The organism is Ligilactobacillus sp. MP3 (assembly GCF_024436335.1).
In the GTDB taxonomy this organism is placed as follows: domain Bacteria; phylum Bacillota; class Bacilli; order Lactobacillales; family Lactobacillaceae; genus Ligilactobacillus; species Ligilactobacillus salivarius.
In genome coordinates this window covers 170,177-191,002 of record NZ_JANFQI010000001.1, presented here as the reverse complement: position 1 = coordinate 191,002, position 20,826 = coordinate 170,177, and the positions used below count along the sequence as shown (strand labels likewise).

The window sequence follows — 20,826 nt, the reverse complement described above, 5'->3', positions numbered from 1 at the left end:
AAATTTATATAAGATTATTCGCCGATAATCTTCTTACCCACTTTTTCTGTTCCTAATTCTGTAAAGTCATAGTGAATCTTAGCGTTATCGTTAAATTCATCAATAGCTAATTGAATCAATTGATCAATTAATTCGCTATAACTAATGCCTGAAACTTCCCATAATTGTGGATATAAGGAAATGTTTGTAAAGCCTGGTAAAGTATTTACTTCACCAAAGTATGGAACATCATTTTCATCAACTAAGAAGTCCATACGAGCTAAACCACGGTTATCCAATGCTCTAAATGCATCTAAGGACATTTGTTGGATTTCTTTAGTTAATTTTTCTGGTAACTTGATAGGCATCTCAAATACCACACCAGATGCATCAACGAATTTATTGTTGTAGTCATAAAAATCATCTGATTCAGGAATACGGATTGCACCTAACTTGGATGCCTTGATATCACGATTACCTAGTACTGAACATTCAACTTCACGTGGATTCTTGATTGCTTCTTCAACTAAAATCTTGTAATCATACTTAAAACCATCTTCTAAAGCAGCATTATATTCTTCTTCATTTCTTACTTTATGAATACCAACAGAAGAACCTTGACGAGCAGGTTTTACAAATAATGTTTCACCTAATTCTTCAGCTACTTTAGCGTATGGATAGTCAGCTTTATTTTCTGGAGTTACTAAAACATACTTTGTATTTCTGATTCCATTCAAAGTAAGTAATTTCTTAGTCAAATCCTTGTCAAATGAAACACCAGAAGAAGCAACACCACTACCAATCCAAGGCTTGTTTAATAAACGGAATAATCCTTGAACTGTACCGTCTTCACCCATGTTACCGTGAATAACAGGGTAAAATACATCAACATCTTTAACTTCGGCTAAATTTTGGATATTTGCCAATGGGTTGGAGAAATCAACATCTTTGATAACTTCTGCAACAACATCATCTTCATTTTCTCCGTCAAAGATACGCATAGAGTCTTTATTACCAAGCAAGAAACCTTTTTTAGTAAACATAAAGACAGATACATCATACTTATCTTTATCAAGAGCATCATAAATATTGTGTGCAGAACGTTTTGAAACGTCATGTTCAGATGAGTTTCCTCCAAATAACAATGCAATGTGTAATTTTTTATTTTCCATTAAAATGTCCATCCTAACACTTAATTATTTATTATACGGTTGTTCTTTTTAAATAATATCATGAACATCTTAATTTGTCAGTTATTATTTTTAGTTCATAAGATATTTTTAATAATTTCATTCTTAATTACTGATTTCTATCAAATCCTGTTTAAAGTCAGTTAAATTTTCATATCCTTTTTCCGTAACTAAGATATCATCTTCAATTCTTACTCCACCTAATCCTGGAATGTAGATACCAGGTTCAATAGTGACTATTTCACCGGCTTCTAAGACATCTGGATAACTATAACTAATATTAGGTAACTCATGTATATCTAAGCCTATTCCATGTCCCATACCATGAGTAAAGTATTCTCCGTACCCTTGTTCCTTAATATATCCTCTACCAATTTCATCTAATTCTTTTGAACTAATACCTGCTTTAATTGCCTCAATTGTTTTTTCTTTAGCTACTCTAACAATATCATATATTTTTCTTATTTCATCGCTTGCTTTACCAACTACAAAAGTTCTTGTTATATCGGAAGTGTAGTGATTGAAATAATATCCAAAATCACAAGTTACCAGTTCTCCTTCACCAATCTTTTTATCAGAATAGGTAGCGTGAGGTAAAGCTGTTCGATCCCCACTAGCAAAAATAGTTTCAAACGATGCTTCTGCAGCTCCATTTTTTCTTAGATAATAGTCAAGTTCTAAAGCCATTTCTTTTTCTGTCACACCAGCATGTACTTTAGTTAAAATATGTTCGTAACCTTTTCTTGAGAGTTGACAAGCTTTTCTTATCGTCGAAATTTCATCTTCATCCTTAACTGCTCTCATTTTTTCAATTACTTTAGTTAAAGCTACTACATCACTACTTGCATTTTCATCTAAATAATCAAACGATTCATAATCTAAAGTACTTTCAAATGCCAAAGCTACACAATTTTCCTTAGCCACAACATTAAGTGCTTCGCCCAAATAATCACGTGTAATAATTGCGTCTATATCAGGATTTTCTGTTTTTATTTGTTCTTCAAATCGACTATCAGTAATAATATATGCACTTTGTTCAGTAACTAAAACTACTCCATCATCGCCTGTATAACCACTTAGATAGTAAATATTAAACCTGTTAGTTATCAAATATGCATCGACACTCATCTGTGACATTAAATTTCTTAACCTATTTCTACGTTCTTGAAAAATCGTCATATTTAAAACCTTCTTTAGACATTTATTTTTAATTGTAACAAAAATACGTTCAAATACCTAATGCTAGCCATAATAAAAACCGGTACTTGCTATAAATTCTCCCTAGTTTATAGCTCATACCGGTTCCAAAAACTGCAACTAATTATTTATCTCTAAAATGTATCTATACAATAACATTCCTTGATAGAAGTAAAAATAAATAGTTATTGTTTTCTATATTTAATTAATGATTACTAATACTTATTATAGTAATCATTCTCTATACAGAGTTTCTATCCGATCAATCGACAAATTTCCCCAAATTTATCTATTATCTTCACTCATTTTTCTGATATAACTCAAACTTTCAAATTACATAACTATCTGATAACAGTTAATAATTATGAACGTTTTTTATTCAAGACACCTAAACCTAATGCTCCAGCAACACCTGCAAGTCCTAGACCTACTACAGCTGCTTCGTTGTTGTCTTTTTCACCCATTTGTGGAAGTGTAGCTGCCTTAGTATCTGCCTTTGGAGCTTCAGCTTTCTTAGCAATTGCCTTAACTTCAACTTTCTTTTCAGGTGTTGTAGCAACTTTCTTAACGTCATTTACAACAACTTTGTCTTCGTCTGCAGTCTTAGCTGGTTCATTGTTGTCTTTGACATCTTGATCAGTCTTGCCTGATTCGTCGTTATCCTTAGTATCTTGATCAGTCTTGCCTGATTCGTCGTTATCCTTAACATCTTGATCAGTCTTGCCTGATTCGTCGTTATCCTTAGCATCTTGATCAGTCTTGCCTGATTCGTCGTTATCCTTAGCACCTTGATCAGTCTTGCCTGTATCTGGTTTGTCTGTTTGTGTACCTTCATCAGACGTAGCTGGCTTGCTTTCTAATGCAGCCAATACACCTTCCCAGTACTTAACTTCGCCATTTGCTACACTCAAACTTACATTCTTATCTTGTAATGCTTTTTGAACTTCATCAAGAGCTGCTTGTGCTTCGTTCAATTTATCAGAAGCTTGTTCAAATGCTACAACATATTCATCTTCCTTAGCTGCTAAAGCTTCTAAGTCTTGCAACTTAGCTTTATCAGTTAAGTATGTTTCTTTAGCTGTTTCATAAGCTGCTTTAGCTGCATCTTCTTTTTGTTGTGCTTCGTTAAATGCTGCTTCAGCTTTAGCTACTGCTTCTTGTGCACTAGCTAATTCTTTTTGATATTCAGCTAATGTAGTACTTGCTGCTTCATAATCTTTGATTGCTTGTGTATTTGCCAAAGCATCCTTAAAGTCTGCATTCTTCTTTTCAGTATCTGCTAATGTATTCTTAGCATTTGTTAAAGCTTCATTTGCAGAATCTAATGCTGCTTGGTTCTTTGCTTGAACTGCTTGGAACTTAGCTAATTTAGCTTGTTCATTTGCCAAGTTTTCTTGAGCAGCTTTCAATGCATCTTGTGCTTGTCCTTGGCGGATTGTAAGAGCTTTAATACCCTTCTTTAAGTTATCTAAGTGGTAACTTGTTGCAGTGTCTTTTTCGTCTACAAGAGCTTGTTTCCATTGTGCTAATTTTTCACTTACAGCATCTAGATTTGCTTGTGCTTCATCTACTACTGCTTGTGCTGCTTTAACAACTTTTTCTTGTGCATGTACAGCATGATTTGCCTTGTCAACATTTGGTTGAACTTTGTCTACTGCTGTTTGTGCTTCGTCTACTGCTGCTTGTGCTGCTGCAACATCTTCGTCATCAGCAAAATTATTTTGTGATTTCAAGTCATTGTACTTAGCTTGATCTACAACTAATTTATCCTTATCTGCAGCCAACTTATCTTGTACATTTGCTAATTCAGCTTGACTCTTTTCTAATGCAGCTTTACCTGCTTCAAGAGCTGCTTGTGCTTCAGCATTACTCTTAGCTGCTGCTTTTTCTTTTGTTTGTGCTGCAGCTGTTGACATCTTAGCAATTGCTAATGCAGCATTTGCTTTTGTTAAAGTTTCTTCAGCTTTTGTTTGCTTAGCACGGCTTGCACCATAAACATCTAATGCAGAATCAATAGCCTTTTGAGCTTCTGCAACTGCATCTTGTGCTTGACCTAAGCGAACTTTCATAGCTGCAATACCTTTCTTCAAGTTATTTAAGTGTTCACTTGAAGAAGTATCTTTTTCATCTACAAGGAATTGTTGCCATTGAGCAATCTTATCTTCCCATCCCTTAACAGTAGCTCTTGCTGCATCGCCAGCTTTTTGAGCTTCTTCTAATGCAGCCTTATCTTTTTCTGCTTGTGCAGTAGCATCCTTCAATGCTGTTTGTACAGCATCAACATTTGCTTGAGCAGCTGTTTCTGCTTCTTTTGCCTTCTTCAAAGCGTCAACTGCTTGAGTTTCTGTTTCAGCAGCTTGGCGAGCTGTTTCTACTAAGTTATTTACAGTTGTTTGAGCTTCCTTTACAACTTGTTGTAAGTTTGCTTCATCTTCTGTATCTTTTTGGATTGCAGCTTGATCTGAAACGATGTCATCTGCTGCTTTTGCAGTATTTTGTGCTGCAGTTGCTTGATCAGCAGCTGGTTTTAAGTCATCAACAGTTTTTTGTTGTGCATTAACCTTTTCTTGGACAGCGTTTTCATTTACGACTGCAGTATTTTCTGCTTCTCTAGCAACTTCTGTGTTATCTTGTGCTTTATCAACATCATCTCTTGCGTTATCTAAAGCTGCACTATCTTCTTTAACTTTGTCTGTTGCGGCTGGAATATCCTTCTTTGCTTGAAGTGAAGCATCTAAGTCTTTTTGAGCAGATGCTTCAACATCTTTTGCATCGTTACGAACAGTAGTTGCATCTTCTACATTCTTTGTAGCTTCTGTAACTTCACCTTGTGCCTTATCTTGAGTAGCTTTAGCATCCTTCAAAGATTCTGTTGCTGATTCTTTTGTAAGGCCTTGGCTTTCTGTTTGTGTTGCTGCATCAGCCTTGTTTGTTGTTTCTGTTGTTGCATCATTTTGGCCTGGTGCTACTTCTGTTGTTTGTGCTTCAGTACTTGTTGTAACTGTATCAGCACTAGCAGCTTGGCCTCCAGCAAATGTCAAACCTGTTGCTAATAAGACAGATGCTAACCCCACATTTAATTTTACTAGACCGTATTTGAGAGTTCTCTCTGCACTACGCTCTGCTATCATTTTTTTATTATTCTTAGAAAACATATAATTTATCCCTCCTAATCGGAATGTTATATGGTACCTATATAACGCCCTCATTCTACCTCCCCCACGCTATTTTGTCAATATCATTTATACATAAATATTTCGTGATAGTTTTTTGAATTTTTTGTGAAGTTTAATTAAAAAATCGTACAATTATCCTTATATGATAAATGTACGATCTCTCTATTTGGGATAACTTACAATACGCAAGTCACCGTTTACATATTCAGCTATGTATATTTCACTTAAATCTTTATAACCTATTTTGTTCAATTTACCTATTAACCATTCTTCATCTTGGTTAATAAGTTCCAATACGTCAACATTTAACTGTCCATCACTTATAAGCGGATAACAAACATGATCTTTATCACTAAATTCAATAACTGTTAGCTGCCCATTTTGTTCTAAGATTCCACTTTTTACTTTAGCAACTTCATAAATCCCTTTGTTTCTTAACTTGAACATTAAATCATTTGCTGATATCCCATGTTTTAAACATTCTTCTACTCTAATTTTGCCATTTTTAATTAAAGTTACCGGTTGTCCATCAATGATATTACGAATAAAACGATTATGGTCTTTAAAGAATTTTAGAGTTAATACAATTATAGTCCAAATAATCAGAACCATAACAAATTGCAAAATAGTAATATTTTCATTGTATATTACTCCTCCAATAATTCCACCAAGTGCATAATTTTGAACAGCATCTAAAGCAGTCGAAGGTGCTAAATTTCCTTTACCTGTTAGATTTATCTGTAAAATAAATACCAATAGTCCCAATACAAATTTAATAATAATTGGTAAATAATAATCCATCCAGTTCTTCACCTCTATCTATGTATCTTTACTTTTTGATTTATAAGATGTGTCCGAACAAGTACATAATTAGTTTGATCAGAACTTAAATTAACTTTATAAAATTTTTTATTAATTTTCACAATTATCCCATCTGATAATCCACGTGCGTTAATAGCAACTTGATCTTTTTTAACGTGATATTCTTCAGAAATAGATTTCAAAAAAGTTGTTGCTTCTGCAGCTTGAACACTTGTATCTCTACCATTTTGATATTCAGTAAAGTTTATTCCTGCCATAAAAAGTAATATCAGTGCCATGATAATACTTAAGTCACGATACTTAGTTTGAAATTTATCTTTTATATACAAAATTGTCGCTATAATTAGAACTAAAAAGATAATTACAACAATTCCATATTGGACAAATTGTGCTACATTATTTTGTTCCTGAAGATATATTAATGTATAAAAGTCCATAAATTCACCCGTCTCAACATAAATTATGACAATTATAGCTATTACCAAATAGAAATTCAAGCACCTAAAAAAAGAGATGAGAAGAAAAAATCTTCTCACCTCTTTTGGTTTAACTTTTCGAAATCATTGTAGCATACATAACTCAAAAAGTCTAAGTAATAAATAACATCAACTATTATTTAGATGTTTTATATCCATCGCTAGATTGAACATCTTTCCAGTATGCTTCATAAATACTCTTCAAAGTATTCATTCTAACACTACTTTCATCACTAGCAAGATTTGGGAAAGCTACAACCACTACTACTTGTGGATCATCATAAGGGGCATAACTAATAGCACTTAATGTAGTTGTATCAGTATTCTTATAAACAGTTTCAGCATTACCTGTTTTAGCTGCAATGGCTGGATTAATATCCTTCATTGCTGTACCAGTTGCATATTGACTAGTTCCGTGTACTACTTTATACATACCACTGTGAATAATATTCCAATAAGAATCTGGAACATCTATTACGCCCGTGATATTAGGCTTAACTTCATATTTTACAGCGCCCATCTTACCATCTTTGCCATTTGCTCTGATTGATTGTAATAAATGTGGTTGAATTTTATAACCTTTATTAGCCAAAATGGAAGCATATTGGGCTAATTGAATTGTTGTGTAAGAATCATAGTTCCCGTAAGAGAGGTCAAGGGCACTACCAATATATTTAGCTGTACTCTTACCTTCCAATCCAGAAACTTCACCAGGTAAATCAATTCCTGTTTTTACACCCAAGCCAAACTCATTAAAGTTATTTCTTAATTTCTTAAAAATTGAGGTTGGCATAGTTAAGGTTGCACCATAACTATACTTAAATCCTGCTTCCTTCATAGCAAGTTGCATCATGTACGAGTTAGAAGAAACCATCAAAGCATCAGAAGCAGTTAAAGCCACATTAGCTCCACCACTCTTGTTGAACCATGATCCCTTGACTGGTGTATCTTTAACTTTAATTGGCATATCAGTCAATACATTATTATCAGGTGTAATAACGCCTGACTTCAAAGCTCCAATAATCATAGCTGGCTTAACAACAGACCCCATAGTAATAGATTGATTAATTGCCCCAGCAGGATCAACAGTTGTCTTACCAGTATTAGGGTCACGATAAACACCGGCCATACCATAAATGCCACCAGTATGTGGGTTAATCGCTACTGCATAACCACCATTTGAATAACCACCTAATCCAGCAACTGCGCTATCCATTATTTTTTGCATATCTTGTTGGAATTTAGCATTAATTGTTAGCTGAACATCATCACCGGCTTGTCCACCATATTGTTCAACTTCTTTAGTAATTTTACCATTTTGAGTAAATACTTTTGTAGTTTTCTTAGTACCCTTTAGGACATCCTGATATTGCTTTTCTAAATAACTTGAACCAACACTATCATTTCTTGAATATCCTTGAGCTAAGAAAGTATTAATAGAATCATCTGGTAAACCTTGCTTTTCAGTTGTTACAGTCCCAGCTAAATTCTTTATCGATGTTCCATCTGGATAACTACGTGTCCAATCTGTTCCAATCTTTATTCCAGGCATTGAAGAAAGATTTTCACCAACTTCAGCCATTTCAGTATCGCTAACACCACTAGTCTTAATATAAACGCTTGATAGAGCATAAGCACCACTCATCTTGTTATAAACAATTGCTGCCTCTTTTTCCTTATTAGTCATATCAGAAACTAAACCGTGTTTTCTAACATAAGTGATCATTAGACGATTTAACTCACTACTATCTAAACTATCAGCATTTTTAATATGCTCTTTTACAGCGTCATAGTTCTTTACATTAGCTAGATAATATTCAGCCTTCATCCCACTCGTTAATGAATCTGTTTTGATAGATACAAATTTTACCAATTCATCAGCAATTGCTCTCATTTTTTGATTCGTAACGCCAAGGGGTTTGGTATAGGTAATTGCTCTTGAAGAATTATTACCAACAATTAACTTACCTGTTGAATCATACATCATCCCACGTTGAACATTAGTGGTTTCAGTATAAGTATCATTATTTGCTGCTTCACTTGAAAATTTCTGTCCATTAACAATTTGTAAATATGCTAACTGAGCAATCAATGCTGCAAATAATAAAAATACAATAACAAAGAGAAAATTTAATCTAAACGGAATTAATGAATTTTGATTACTATTCCGTCTATTTCTCCGTGAACTGCGTAAAAATTTCACTTTAATTTCTCCTATCTATTTTGGAAAAAATTGCGACTAACAAATATAATTCCAAAAGTTTAACCTTACTATGATAATTATATTTAAATCCATTCTCTATCCTACCATACTATCACAATTTTGGGCATAAATTCCGTTAAAATTTTCTAAAAGGTTAAGATATTACTTACTATCTTTTACCTACTCTTTACCTATGATATTCTATAGATATTATATTCTTTAACAGAAAGGATTCTTTTTTATCATGTGGATTAAAATGAAATCTTTTATAAATAATAAATATCCATTTTTACTTAGCTTTTTTGGCCCTATTGTCATAATGTTAGCCTATTTTATTGCTCGTCACATGTATCCATTTGGTTCGAGCACAATTCTAACTGTTGACCTAGGACAACAATATGTAGACTTCTTTGCTTTTTTTAGAGAAACCTTACTTCATCATCCTGGGAGTTTCTTCTACTCTTTCTCAAAAGCTATTGGTGGTGAAATGATTGGAGAATGGGCTTATTACCTACTTAGTCCATTTAATTTATTATTCATCTTCTTCCCCGGTAAATCGATTACCGCTGGAGTTTTAGTCGTTACTCTCTTGAAATATGGTTTTTGTGGCCTATCTTTTGCATATCTTTTATCTAAAAGAAAATTGCAAAAAGGTTGGATGATACCTACATTCTCAATTAGTTATGCTTTAATGGCGTGGAATGTTGTTAATCAACTTAATTTATTATGGATGGATGCGGCTATTTTACTTCCTCTAATTATTGCTAGTTTCTATGATTTAATGGAAAAACGTAAGATGAAGGCCTATCCTCTTTTACTTGCATTAATGCTTATAGATAATTATTACATGGCATATATGGTATGTATCTTCCTAGTTCTATTCTTTATTTGGTACCAGATAACATATACTACCAAATTCAAAGAATTTCTATCTAGAACTTGGTTATTTGCAAGTCGATCAATTCTAGCAGGAGGCATTGCCGCTGTTATTTTAATTCCTACTGCGATAACCCTTACTAGCAGTAAAGGCCAATACACAGAAAGCTCGATCCAAGCTAAATTAGAATATAATCCACTTAAAATGTTATCAAAATTAACGATTGGTTCATTTAATTTTGATCAAATGCCATCTGGGTTTCCTAATATTTTTATTGGTAGTCTTGCATTATTTGCCTTTATTTTGTACTTCTTTAATCGTCAAAATACAATCAAATCCAGAATAAGTGCATTTTTAATCAGTATTTTCTTTACAGTTTCAATGTGCTTTGAACCACTAGATTTATTTTGGCATGGAATGCAATTTCCGGTTTGGTATCCATATAGATTTACCTTTATTGTAAGTTTTTGGATGCTTTTCTTGGGAAGTCAAGGTATCACTAATTTCATTGTTAATGTTAAGCCATGGAAAATTTTTCTTTTATTCTTCATAGAAGTCGGTATTATTTCCTATGTATGGATTAATGTTAAAAAATTCAACTATGCTACTACTGAGACTTTAATTTTTTCTGCTACCTTTGCATTTTTAGTTTTACTACTTTTAAGTATTAATAGTACTAATGACAGAAGCATCATTAAGTTTCTGTTACTTTTCCTAGTAGCCGTATCTGAAATGTCTGCCAATATGATTTTTTCTCTGAATAATATTAGCTATTTATCCAAACGCGAATTTGCAGATCCAACAACTGCACTTACTGCTGATAGTTCTTGGTTACATCGCCATGATTCTAGCTTTTATAGAACTGCCCAAATTTATTCTAGAACTAAAAATGATGGTATAACACATAATCTCAATGCTGGTGCATATTTCAGTTCTGCTCTAGAAAAGAATATCCCAGATTTTTATGGTATGATTGGTCAACCGGATGGTGATAACTATGTTACTTATTCTAATGGCAGTCTGATAACTGATGGTTTACTTGATATGAAATATGCTATTGCTCCTAAAAATAATAATGAAGTTACTGAAGGTAGCAGTCACGGTTATCCTTTAATCCAAACTTCAGAGCGTAGTGATTTAAGCTCATACCAACTACTAAAAAATAATCCTCGTACTTCAATTTATCAAAATCCATATGCTACAAGTATTGGTTATAGTGCAGGATCTACTATTTCAAAGATGCAACGTTTGTTTGACAATCCCGTTATTTATCAATCTAATTGGCTCAACGCTGCATCTAGTTCAATGCCTGGAACAACTTATTTTACGGCCATGAACTTTAATAAAGTTATTTTTACTAATACAGCAGAAAAAACAACTTTAACCAACTCAGATTTTAAGAAAATTGATAAAAGTAAGGATGCAAGTATTACTTTTGAATTCATTCCGACAACCAATAATTCTTATTATCTTACATTAGGCACTTCACTTGATAATGATAATGTCGAGTTTCTAATTAATGATCGCGTACTTCATAATTATTCTACTTTTAGACATACAACTCTTGTGAATGTTGCAAATAACGATAAAGGTAAAAAAATCTCTATTACTGCTAAATTTAAAAAAGATAATCTTTGGTTGAATAATTTTGTTCTATATCAACTAGATAATAATTTAGTAAAGCAAAAGCTAACTCAAATTAAAAAATATTCTTGGAAGATACAAGATTATTCGTCAACTTCATTAAATGGAACCATTAATATTGTTAAGTCAAATCAATGGTTTGCAACTACTATTCCTTATAATGATGGATGGAAAGCTTATGTTGATGGAAAAGAGGTTCCTACTTATAAGATCCAACAAACATTTATTGGATTCCCTATTTCTAAAGGCAAGCATCAAGTAAAATTAACCTTTACTCCCCCATATCTTTATCAAGGACTTGTGGTATCAGTTATTTCATTGATGTTGCTATTTATTCCTGGAATGGTAAAAAGAAAAGTTCATAAATAATTAAAAAGACCAGTATATCTATCTTCACAAATGAAGAATTGATATATTGGTCTTTTATTGTTTCTATACTAAGATTTAGTATTTCATTAAAGCTAAAGTATCGTAACCCTTAATCTTGTCACGACCATGTAGATCTTCCAATTCAATGATGAATGCACAACCTACAACCACGCCACCAAGTTGTTCAACTAAGTCAATTGTTGCGCCGATTGTACCACCAGTTGCTAATAAATCATCTGTAACTAAAACTTTTTGTCCTGGTTTAACTGCATCTTTGTGCATATAAAGTGAAGCTGTACCATATTCTAATGAGTAATCAGCCTTAACTGTTTCACGAGGTAGCTTACCCTTCTTACGTGCTGGAGCAAAGCCTACACCTAATTCACAAGCTACAGGGCAACCAACGATAAAGCCACGTGCTTCTGGTCCAACAATCATTTCAACGCCCTTATCTTTAGCGAATTGAACGATGCGGTCAGTAGCTTGGCGATAAGCTTCACCATCTGCCATTAATGGAGAAATATCTCTAAATACAATTCCTTCTTCTGGATAATTTTCAATACTTGCAATATAGTTTCTTAAATCTAAAGCCATTAAAATTTCTCCTTTTCAGCTCTAATTATTTTCATCAAGATACTTTAATATCCACTTCTGTAAATCTGTTGATTTGCTGTATATTAGCGATTTTTGTGCTTTCATTTTTTGTAAATATGCTTGATATGAATTTGTATCTTCTAAACTATGCGGAGTTATATTTGTGTTTCCACTCATTAACCCATTTTCTATTTTAACAAATTCCGCTTCAAAAAACACATTAATCATAAAAACTAAAAGTTCACGTTTTAATTTTAAATAGTCCGCTAATTTCTGTAAATCTCTTCTTATATTTACATTAGTGTGTGTTTGCGAGAACTTATATAGTCTACCAAACTGTTCTCTAGTTGGCAAGCCATTTAAGTAAGTATTTTCTCTAGTATAACCAACAAAAATAAAATGCTTAACAGTTGCTTTAGCAAGTAGAGACTTTAATTTTTCTATATTATTTGGGCAATCTACCACAACCAACGTATCACAATTTAACTTCTTATCATCGCTAAAATTATATAAATAAGTTTCACTACTATCTGCTAGATATGGCATTACTTGATTATATAGTTTTTTATCAAAGAAAGCATATGTTGCTTTTTGTTGAAACATTGACTTAGTTAATTTATTTTTTCGTTGAATCTCAACAACTGTTCCAGTATTACTATCATCCAACAAAATATCTTCTATCATAATTTGAAGATTAATCCTACTTTGCCAAACATTTTTTCCCAGAGTTCCTATCAAACGAACTGAATTTTTATTTCGCTCAATTTCAGAAATTTTTTTACTACCAATTCCGAAATCCAAAGCATCTACTTGAGAGTTATTGGATTGCAATTGAAGTTTAAGATGATTTTTTTGTTGCCCAATCGCCTGAACTGTATTCACTTCGTAATCTTTGAATTCAAAAACAGGACGAGGATTATCTGTACCAAATGGTGCTAAAGCTTCTAATTGTGCTTCTAAATCCAAATTAACATCATCTAAATTAACAGGAATGACTTTTACTACCGGTTTTGTAGCATGTTCAATTCCTTGTTTCTTTCCTTCTTCATCAACAACTTGTTGTAAATCTGACAACTTCTCCTTATCTAGAGACAAGCCACAAGCCATATGATGTCCTCCAAATTTCATGAGAATATCTCGATGACTATCTAAGGCATCAAACATTTGAAATGCTTCAATGGATCTTCCTGAGCCTTTAGCAATACCTGTTTTTTCATCAATGCTAAGAACTAAAGAAGGTTTGCCAGTCATATCGACTAACCTACTTGCCACGATACCCACTACACCTTCATGCCAGTTATTTCCAGCCACTACATTGACTAAATGATTTTCAGATTTATTAGCTAATTGTGCCACCGCTTCTTCAACAATTTTATTAACTTCTTCTTGCCTTTTTATGTTTAATTGGTTGGTAGTTTTTGCTAACTCTTCAGCTCTTTCCTCATCTAAAGTAGTTAGCAATTCTACCCCTAAACTTCCATTTTCCATTCTTCCTAATGCATTTAAACGTGGAGCAAGTGAAAAACCAATTGTCTCTTCCGTAATTGTAGGAACTTCTATCCCTGCTACTTTGTATAAACTTTGCAACCCAGGACGCATTGTTTGTTGTAACAATTGCAGACCATACTTAACTAAGATTCTATTTTCACCAGTTAGAGAAACCAAATCAGCTACTGTCCCTAAAGCAACTAAATCTAATACATCTTGTGGTAGTTCTTCTAGTAAAGCAGCCGCCACCTTAAAAGCCACACCTACTCCAGATAATTCACCAAAAGGATAATCGCCCTCAGGATGACGAGGATGAATAATCGCATATGCATCTGGCAAAGTTTTGGGTAACTCATGATGATCTGTTATGACTACATCTACTCCATGTTGATTTGCATAATCAATGGCTTCATGTCCAGCTACCCCATTATCCACGGTTACAATTAAACTAACACCTTCATCAATCAAACGCTTATAGGCTTCCACATTTGGACCATAGCCATCTTTAAATCTATCAGGTATATAATATTCAACTTCTGCTCCTAATTCTTCAAGAGTTTCGTACATAAGGGCAGTACTTGTGATTCCATCAACATCATAATCTCCATAAATGACTATTTTTTCACCATTCATGATTGCTTGTTGAATTCTATCTACACCTAGTTCCATATCATGCATAAAATTAGGATCGTACAATCCACGAGCATCTGGATCTAAAAAATTGTTAATAGCTTCAAGAGAATCGTATCCTCTTTCTATTAATATTTGTAAAACTATCTTAGGAAAACCTGTTTCTTCAATTAATTCATCAAGATGTTCATTTTCTGATAATTCAATTTCTTGCCATTCTTTTTTAGCATCAATCAAGAGTTTTTCCTCATTTCTTGTTAAAAATACCACCTGTTAAATAATCAGCCATATGTGGGAAGACTTCATATAAGTGATGAGCAACTTCCATGTAATATGGTAAATTCACTTCACGTCGACTAGTTCCAATCTTTGAAACAATTTTATAAGCTACTTCCTCTGGGTCTAAAACTATATTTCCTAGAGAATTTAGGTAATTATGTGTTTTATCTGCTTTATCAAAGAATTCTGTTCTGATAGGTCCAGGATTTACGGTCATTACTGAAATTCCCAATGGTTTCAATTCCAAACGTAGAGCATTAGAAAAGCCTAGCACTGCAAATTTAGTTGCAGAATAGACAGTTGATTTAGGTGTAGCTATTTTGCCAGCCATAGAAGCAATATTAATTATTGCACCTACTTGTCTTTCAGCCATTTTTGTAGCTACATATTTAGTAGCATACATTAATCCTAAAACATTTACTCTGAACATTGCTTCTGCTCTATCCATATCAAAGTCAAGGAAGTCTTCCATTAGTCCAAAGCCAGCATTATTAATTAAAACTGAGACAGGTCCCACTTCTTTCTCTACCTCATTAACAACTTTTTCTACTTCTTCTGGCTTGGAAATATCTAGTTGGTATGCATATGCTAATCTCTTAGACAAATTTTGACAATTTTCTACAACTACATCTAACTTTTCTTTACGACGTGCACAAGCTACAACTATTGCACCCTTTTTAGCTACTTGATAAGCTATTTGTTCACCTAAACCACCTGATGCTCCAGTTATCAACACAACTTTATTAGTTAAGTCTTTTAAACTTTTATAATTTTTCATTGCTCATCGTCCTTTCTTTCAGGAAAAGGAATATTAAAGGTATCAAAATCTTTAACAACCTTAGTATTTGGAAATACTTTCTTAGCTTCTTTTTCTAAAACTTTCACCATCTTACCTACATAACGAGCTGAAATATGAGTTAACAGTAATTGTTTTACGCCTACTTCTTTAGCTAAAGTAGCTGCTTGAACACAAGTTGAGTGATGATAATTACGTGCTAATTTCCCTTCACCCTTACCAAAAGTACTTTCATGAACTAACACGTCAGCATCTTTAGCAAGTAATTTCAAGTTAGGTGTTTGTCTAGTATCACCTAAAACCGTTACAATTCGACCTTTCTTAGCTTTACCTATAAAGTCTTTCCCATCTATAGTTCTACCATCTTCAAGTGTTACTACTTCTCCAGCTTTAAGACGACCATAGATTGGTCCAGATGGAACTCTAGCTTCTCTAAGTTTTTCAACTTGTAATTCACCTGGATAATCCTTTTCTTCAATTCTGTAGCCCCAACATTCAATACGATGATCTAATTTATAAGCGTAAACTTTAAATCGATCATTTTCTAAAAGTAAACCTTCTTCTTCAAGTTCTACAAAATTTAATTCATACGATAATTTTGTTTGACTAACCTTTAAACTAATATTAACAAAATCAGAAATTCCTTTAGGTCCATAAATTGTTAATGGTCCCATTTTTTCGCCGCCTTGAAATGAACGACTACTCAAAAAGCCAGGTAATCCAAAAATATGATCACCATGCATATGAGTTATAAATATTTTATCAATCTTACGTGGACGAATTGTTGTGTTTAAAATTTGGTGTTGTGTTCCTTCGCCTACATCAAACAACCAAATCTTTTTGATTTCATCCAATAATTTTAATGCAACTGCGGATACATTCCTACTCTTAGAAGGTGATCCAGCACCTGTTCCTAAAAATTCTAATTCCATTTATCTTTCATCCTTATCATTAACTAATTAGACAGTATCTTCTTAATTCTATCATTAATGCGTATCAATTTAAAGTTTCTCAAAATTTTTCAAAATATCTTATAATAGATAATATACTTTACTGCCAAACTAGAGGGGAATTAATATGCGTATAATAGACTTCATTACTGCTACCGATTTCTTAAATCCTAAATTAGTTATTACTCAAGAATTTGATCATAAAAATATTATCTCTGGAAAAGTCACTGTAAAAGATGCTAATACAATCCTTATTTCTCCTTCTCCAGAATTAGTTACCCTTTCTGAATTATTAAGCATTTTAAAAAAATATCCTAAAAAAGCTAAATTAAGGGTTAGAGATGTTGAGAAAGAAAATTATACTCTCCCACTTATGTCATTTAAAATTTCCCAATCTGAATTAGAATTGGCATATAAACCTTTATATCTGCTGCAAAAAAATAATAAAAAAACTCAGTAATATTTTTATATTGTAGAGGATAAATAATTCGTGTTATACTTGTTTTGTACAATTTATTAAAGGTTGGTGAATACTATGATGTTATTTGGACACATTCTATTCGGTACAATGGCTCTTATCGGTGCATTTCTTTTAGAAGTTGGTTTCCGTAAAGACTTCCAAGAATTAAATCTAATTCAACGTTTAGGCATTATTTTTACAATCGTTGGTATGTTTGCGACTGTTGCTATGGGTATTTACCTAGCAGGCAACGTATTATCAGCTGCATTTGTTGCAGTTATTGGAATCTTATTAGTAGGATTTCTTGTTGTACCAAGCAAAGCTAAAAACTAAAAAATTTATTTTTCGACAATCCTTGCATCTCATAAGGATTGTTTTTTATTGCAATAAAAATACTCTATAACTGTCAGATTTTATCTAACCATTATAGAGTATGTAAGATTTTATTTAACTATTTTTTTAGCAACAAAACTGCCATAATATTCCAAGCCATGTGGATTAGGATGAACATTATCATTATAGAACCAATCAGCATGATTTTGGCTATAGCTAAACCAATCAATTATATGTAAATTCTTATACTTTTTGCTAGCTGATGCCAAATCTTGATTCACTTGATCTTGCCAACGTCTTGTTGGTACATGAACATTAATCCAATATACTTGGCGATCTTTACCAGCAGCATTCATAATATCTTGAATTTCATGTCCCATAAAAGCACCATTTGTGCCCTCACTTATCAATACTGTTTGTTCTAATTTTCCAGTTTGCGCTAATTGTTGTACTATCTTTGCTGCTTCAGCTGACTGCCTACCAACTTTAGCATCGATATACATGTTAGGGAAAATTTCTTGTAATGAACTAGCTCCATCAGCTAATACAGAATCTCCTACTGCTGTAATCTTCATATTCCTTGCTTTATCAGCTTGAGCAGCGGTTAACTGATACTTCTTCACTTCAGAACTCGAAGATGAGGAAACTTGTTCAGTTGATTGCTTTTTACCACTCTTTAATTCAGAGTTTCTCTTTTTAACTTTGGCGTTGTTTTCTTTAATTTGTTTTGCCAAGGCATTATCCTGTGGTTTCTTAGTTGGCTGTTGTATTAAACCAGCACCAGCAATCAAAAATACAATTGCTCCCACAGCTACACCAATTTTGGAATTTAAATGTGATTTATCTCGTTTAAAGACTTGTTTAACTTTGAGTAGAGTTTGACTATAATCAAATTTTTTCAAAGGTATTTCAATATATCGATAAGATAATTCACTTATAGCAAATATTATTGTTATTTCTATTAATCCATACAACCAAGGATGTGCAGCAATATTCTTAACTTTTGACTCAAAGAAAACCATCACTGGATACTGATAAATATAAATTCCATAGCTACGCTTACCTATCCATGTAAAAACTGGATTAGTAAACCAGGTATTCATATTGGCTCCCGGATGTGCTACTGTTGCGACAAGTATTGCAGAGATTATTGAAAATAAGTACATCCCACCATGATATACAAAAGCTTTTTCACCATTCATTTTAAAGAATGATAATATTACTAATAAAGCACACACAATACCTGTTATGTTAAGAATTCGTCGACTCTCATCAGGAAGTTTTTGACTTAACTTACTACTTGGCCAAACAATTGCTAAAGCTGCACCTATTAATATCGAAAATACACGTGTATCTGTTCCGTAGTAAACACGTGAAGGATCACTACCTACCTTAAATAAAAGCATCATTTCTAAAGCTGATAGTAAACTCAATCCTATTAAGAGAAAGAATCTAACACTTTTCTTAGGTAAGTATTTACACATTAATATAATCAATAAAGGCCAAAACAAATAAAATTGTCCTTCAATAGATAACGACCATAAATGTGTAAAAGGAGACTGAATCGCAAATTTATCAAAATATGATTGACCTGTATGAATTTGATACCAATTATATATTGAGGTCAAATTTGTCAGAAAAACCATTCGAATATGAGCCAATAACTCTTTTTGAAACAAAGTTATATACGCTATCGTTCCAACTAACATTGTTACCAATCCTGGATACAACCTTTTCATACGCCTAATATAAAAAGCTTTGACATCAATTTTTTGATTTTGTTCCCATTCTTGTAACAACAAATCAGTTATTAAATATCCAGAAATAACGAAGAATATAGAAACTCCCATCAAGCCGCCTTGCATTGCGTAAGGAAACAAATGATAGAAAATAACTGCAATAACTGCCAGCGTTCGAATACCGTCAAATCCCGTAATGTATCGGCTTCTTTTTAATCTTCTCATTTTTCCATTACCCCTACTTAAGCATGATTATTATTCTACAAATTCAAAAGTAAAGTCTTCGATTCTTACCAAATCTCCACCTTTAGCACCACGTTCGCGTAGGGCATCATCTACACCCATTCCACGCAATTGACGAGCAAATCTCATTAAACTTTCATCATGGTTAAAGTTAGTCATCTTAAATAGACGTTCCAATTTTTCACCTGAAAGTACCCAAGTTGCGTCAGAATCACGTGTAATCTTGAATGCTGGTTCATCTTCTTTAAAAGTGTAAACCTTGCTTGCTTGTTCTTTTTCTGCCAATGTTTCAAACTTAGGAGTAGATTCTAGTACATCAGCTGTTCTATGTGTTAACTCTTTCAACCCTTGATGAGTTAGGGAAGATATTTCCATAACTTCTGGTACTTGTTTTAAAGTCTTATCCTTAGCTAACTTGACTTTGAATTCTGCCAAATTCTTGGCACTGTCTGGCATATCCATCTTACTTGCTACTACGATTTGTGGTCTATCAAGTAAAGTTGGATCATATACCTTCAATTCTTCATTAATTTTGACAAAATCATCATATGGATCTCTACCTTCTACACCCGACATATCAATCAAATGCAAAATAACACGAGTTCTTTCAACATGACGTAAGAACTGAATACCTAAACCTACACCTTGAGAAGCACCTTCAATTAATCCAGGTAAGTCAGCCATAACATAATCTCTACCATCATCTAGACGAACCATACCCAAATTAGGAACCAAAGTTGTAAAGTGATATTCAGCAATTTTTGGCTTAGCACTTGTTACAACTGAAAGTAAAGTAGATTTACCAACAGAAGGGAAACCTACTAAACCAACATCGGCTAACACTTTAAGTTCTAGTTTTAATTTTCTTTCTTCGCCAGGTTCACCATTTTCAGCAATTTCTGGAGCTGGATTTTTAGGACTAGCAAACTTAATATTACCACGACCACCACGGCCACCTTTAGCTACAACTAATTCATCGTCTGCTTCAACTAAATCACCTAACAATTCTCCAGTTTCAGCATCTGTAACTGTTGTACCTTGAGGAACACTAATATAGGTATCGTCTGCACCACGACCATACATTCCCTTGATCATGCCGTTTTGACCAGGTTTTGCTTTAAAAATACGGTGATATCTAAAATCCATTAATGTACGTAAACCTTGGTCTACTTTTAAAATAATGCTTCCGCCTTTACCACCGTCACCACCAGCAGGTCCACCATTAGGAACATACTTTTCACGGCGGAAAGCAACCATACCGTCGCCACCTTTTCCGGCTTTTACTTCAATTTTTATTTGATCTACAAACATTTATTTAATCGCCTTTCCTTATATATCTAACTATATTGCATATTTATTATTCTATTTCATCAATAAGTTA

The 20,826-nt window shown here is 33.2% G+C and carries 15 protein-coding genes; 3 read left to right on the top strand and 12 right to left on the bottom strand.

Features of this window, described 5'->3' with window-relative positions; genetic code table 11:
- Nucleotides 1-14: 14 nt before the first annotated feature.
- The 6 genes from NOU10_RS00945 to NOU10_RS00920 all read right to left on the bottom strand — a co-directional run bounded on the left by NOU10_RS00945 (nt 15) and on the right by NOU10_RS00920 (nt 9,043).
- Nucleotides 15-1,151, bottom strand: coding sequence for a D-alanine--D-alanine ligase family protein (locus tag NOU10_RS00945; RefSeq protein ID WP_003703932.1), 1,137 nt, complete (start codon nt 1,149-1,151; stop codon nt 15-17).
- 123 nt (nt 1,152-1,274) lie between these two features.
- Nucleotides 1,275-2,348: a Xaa-Pro peptidase family protein gene (locus NOU10_RS00940; protein ID WP_223688710.1), complete on the bottom strand. Its 1,074-nt coding sequence runs from the start codon at nt 2,346-2,348 to the stop codon at nt 1,275-1,277.
- 380 nt (nt 2,349-2,728) lie between these two features.
- The gene (locus tag NOU10_RS00935; RefSeq protein WP_255905783.1) at nt 2,729-5,521 is read right to left on the bottom strand and encodes a YSIRK-type signal peptide-containing protein; all 2,793 of its coding nucleotides are present in this window, start codon (nt 5,519-5,521) and stop codon (nt 2,729-2,731) included.
- A 183-nt stretch (nt 5,522-5,704) separates the two neighbouring features.
- Nucleotides 5,705-6,343, bottom strand: a complete 639-nt coding sequence (locus NOU10_RS00930; RefSeq protein ID WP_255905782.1) for a DUF421 domain-containing protein — start codon at nt 6,341-6,343, stop codon at nt 5,705-5,707.
- Between the two features lie 14 nt (nt 6,344-6,357).
- Nucleotides 6,358-6,801 (bottom strand): DUF3290 domain-containing protein, encoded by a 444-nt coding sequence (locus NOU10_RS00925; protein WP_255905781.1) that lies wholly within the window; start codon nt 6,799-6,801, stop codon nt 6,358-6,360.
- A gap of 175 nt (nt 6,802-6,976) precedes the next feature.
- Nucleotides 6,977-9,043, bottom strand: coding sequence for a penicillin-binding protein 2 (locus tag NOU10_RS00920; protein WP_255905780.1), 2,067 nt, complete (start codon nt 9,041-9,043; stop codon nt 6,977-6,979).
- A gap of 244 nt (nt 9,044-9,287) precedes the next feature.
- On the opposite strand from NOU10_RS00920, the gene NOU10_RS00915 reads away from it, so the two are divergent.
- Nucleotides 9,288-11,933, top strand: coding sequence for a YfhO family protein (locus tag NOU10_RS00915; protein WP_255905779.1), 2,646 nt, complete (start codon nt 9,288-9,290; stop codon nt 11,931-11,933).
- A 75-nt stretch (nt 11,934-12,008) separates the two neighbouring features.
- Here NOU10_RS00915 and NOU10_RS00910 read toward each other — a convergent pair whose 3' ends face one another.
- The 4 genes from NOU10_RS00910 to rnz are packed head-to-tail and all read right to left on the bottom strand — an operon-like array spanning nt 12,009 to nt 16,652.
- Nucleotides 12,009-12,527 carry an adenine phosphoribosyltransferase gene (locus NOU10_RS00910; protein ID WP_255905778.1) on the bottom strand — a complete coding sequence of 173 codons (519 nt, stop codon included), beginning with the start codon at nt 12,525-12,527 and terminating at the stop codon, nt 12,009-12,011.
- 21 nt (nt 12,528-12,548) lie between these two features.
- Nucleotides 12,549-14,882, bottom strand: coding sequence for a single-stranded-DNA-specific exonuclease RecJ (recJ, locus tag NOU10_RS00905; RefSeq protein ID WP_255905777.1), 2,334 nt, complete (start codon nt 14,880-14,882; stop codon nt 12,549-12,551).
- Nucleotides 14,883-14,892: 10 nt separating this feature from the next.
- The gene (locus NOU10_RS00900; RefSeq protein WP_255905776.1) at nt 14,893-15,702 is read right to left on the bottom strand and encodes an SDR family oxidoreductase; all 810 of its coding nucleotides are present in this window, start codon (nt 15,700-15,702) and stop codon (nt 14,893-14,895) included.
- Nucleotides 15,699-16,652: a ribonuclease Z gene (gene rnz, locus NOU10_RS00895; protein ID WP_003707484.1), complete on the bottom strand. Its 954-nt coding sequence runs from the start codon at nt 16,650-16,652 to the stop codon at nt 15,699-15,701. The genes NOU10_RS00900 and rnz overlap by 4 nt, the downstream gene beginning before the upstream one ends.
- A gap of 145 nt (nt 16,653-16,797) precedes the next feature.
- Between rnz and NOU10_RS00890 the strand changes: the two genes are divergently transcribed.
- Together NOU10_RS00890 and NOU10_RS00885 are read left to right on the top strand one after the other, a co-directional pair.
- A complete protein-coding gene (locus NOU10_RS00890) occupies nt 16,798-17,130 on the top strand; it encodes a hypothetical protein (protein WP_255905775.1) in 333 nt (110 codons plus the stop codon).
- Between the two features lie 75 nt (nt 17,131-17,205).
- A complete protein-coding gene (locus tag NOU10_RS00885) occupies nt 17,206-17,463 on the top strand; it encodes a hypothetical protein (protein ID WP_003700511.1) in 258 nt (85 codons plus the stop codon).
- A gap of 110 nt (nt 17,464-17,573) precedes the next feature.
- On the opposite strand, the gene NOU10_RS00880 is transcribed toward NOU10_RS00885, so the two are convergent.
- Both NOU10_RS00880 and obgE read right to left on the bottom strand, forming a co-directional pair.
- The gene (locus NOU10_RS00880; RefSeq protein ID WP_255905774.1) at nt 17,574-19,427 is read right to left on the bottom strand and encodes an acyltransferase family protein; all 1,854 of its coding nucleotides are present in this window, start codon (nt 19,425-19,427) and stop codon (nt 17,574-17,576) included.
- A 30-nt stretch (nt 19,428-19,457) separates the two neighbouring features.
- A complete protein-coding gene (gene obgE / locus NOU10_RS00875; protein WP_034982600.1) occupies nt 19,458-20,756 on the bottom strand; it encodes a GTPase ObgE in 1,299 nt (432 codons plus the stop codon).
- Nucleotides 20,757-20,826: the final 70 nt, after the last annotated feature.

Coding starts and splice junctions, on each gene's coding strand:
- NOU10_RS00880 (WP_255905774.1), bottom strand. CDS start 19,427: ATGAGAAGATTAAAAAGAAGCCGATACATTACGGGATTTGACGGTATT.
- NOU10_RS00900 (WP_255905776.1), bottom strand. CDS start 15,702: ATGAAAAATTATAAAAGTTTAAAAGACTTAACTAATAAAGTTGTGTTG.
- NOU10_RS00940 (WP_223688710.1), bottom strand. CDS start 2,348: ATGACGATTTTTCAAGAACGTAGAAATAGGTTAAGAAATTTAATGTCA.
- NOU10_RS00890 (WP_255905775.1), top strand. CDS start 16,798: ATGCGTATAATAGACTTCATTACTGCTACCGATTTCTTAAATCCTAAA.
- NOU10_RS00910 (WP_255905778.1), bottom strand. CDS start 12,527: ATGGCTTTAGATTTAAGAAACTATATTGCAAGTATTGAAAATTATCCA.
- NOU10_RS00930 (WP_255905782.1), bottom strand. CDS start 6,343: ATGGATTATTATTTACCAATTATTATTAAATTTGTATTGGGACTATTG.
- NOU10_RS00885 (WP_003700511.1), top strand. CDS start 17,206: ATGATGTTATTTGGACACATTCTATTCGGTACAATGGCTCTTATCGGT.
- NOU10_RS00915 (WP_255905779.1), top strand. CDS start 9,288: ATGTGGATTAAAATGAAATCTTTTATAAATAATAAATATCCATTTTTA.
- rnz (WP_003707484.1), bottom strand. CDS start 16,652: ATGGAATTAGAATTTTTAGGAACAGGTGCTGGATCACCTTCTAAGAGT.
- obgE (WP_034982600.1), bottom strand. CDS start 20,756: ATGTTTGTAGATCAAATAAAAATTGAAGTAAAAGCCGGAAAAGGTGGC.
- NOU10_RS00945 (WP_003703932.1), bottom strand. CDS start 1,151: ATGGAAAATAAAAAATTACACATTGCATTGTTATTTGGAGGAAACTCA.
- NOU10_RS00935 (WP_255905783.1), bottom strand. CDS start 5,521: ATGTTTTCTAAGAATAATAAAAAAATGATAGCAGAGCGTAGTGCAGAG.
- NOU10_RS00925 (WP_255905781.1), bottom strand. CDS start 6,801: ATGGACTTTTATACATTAATATATCTTCAGGAACAAAATAATGTAGCA.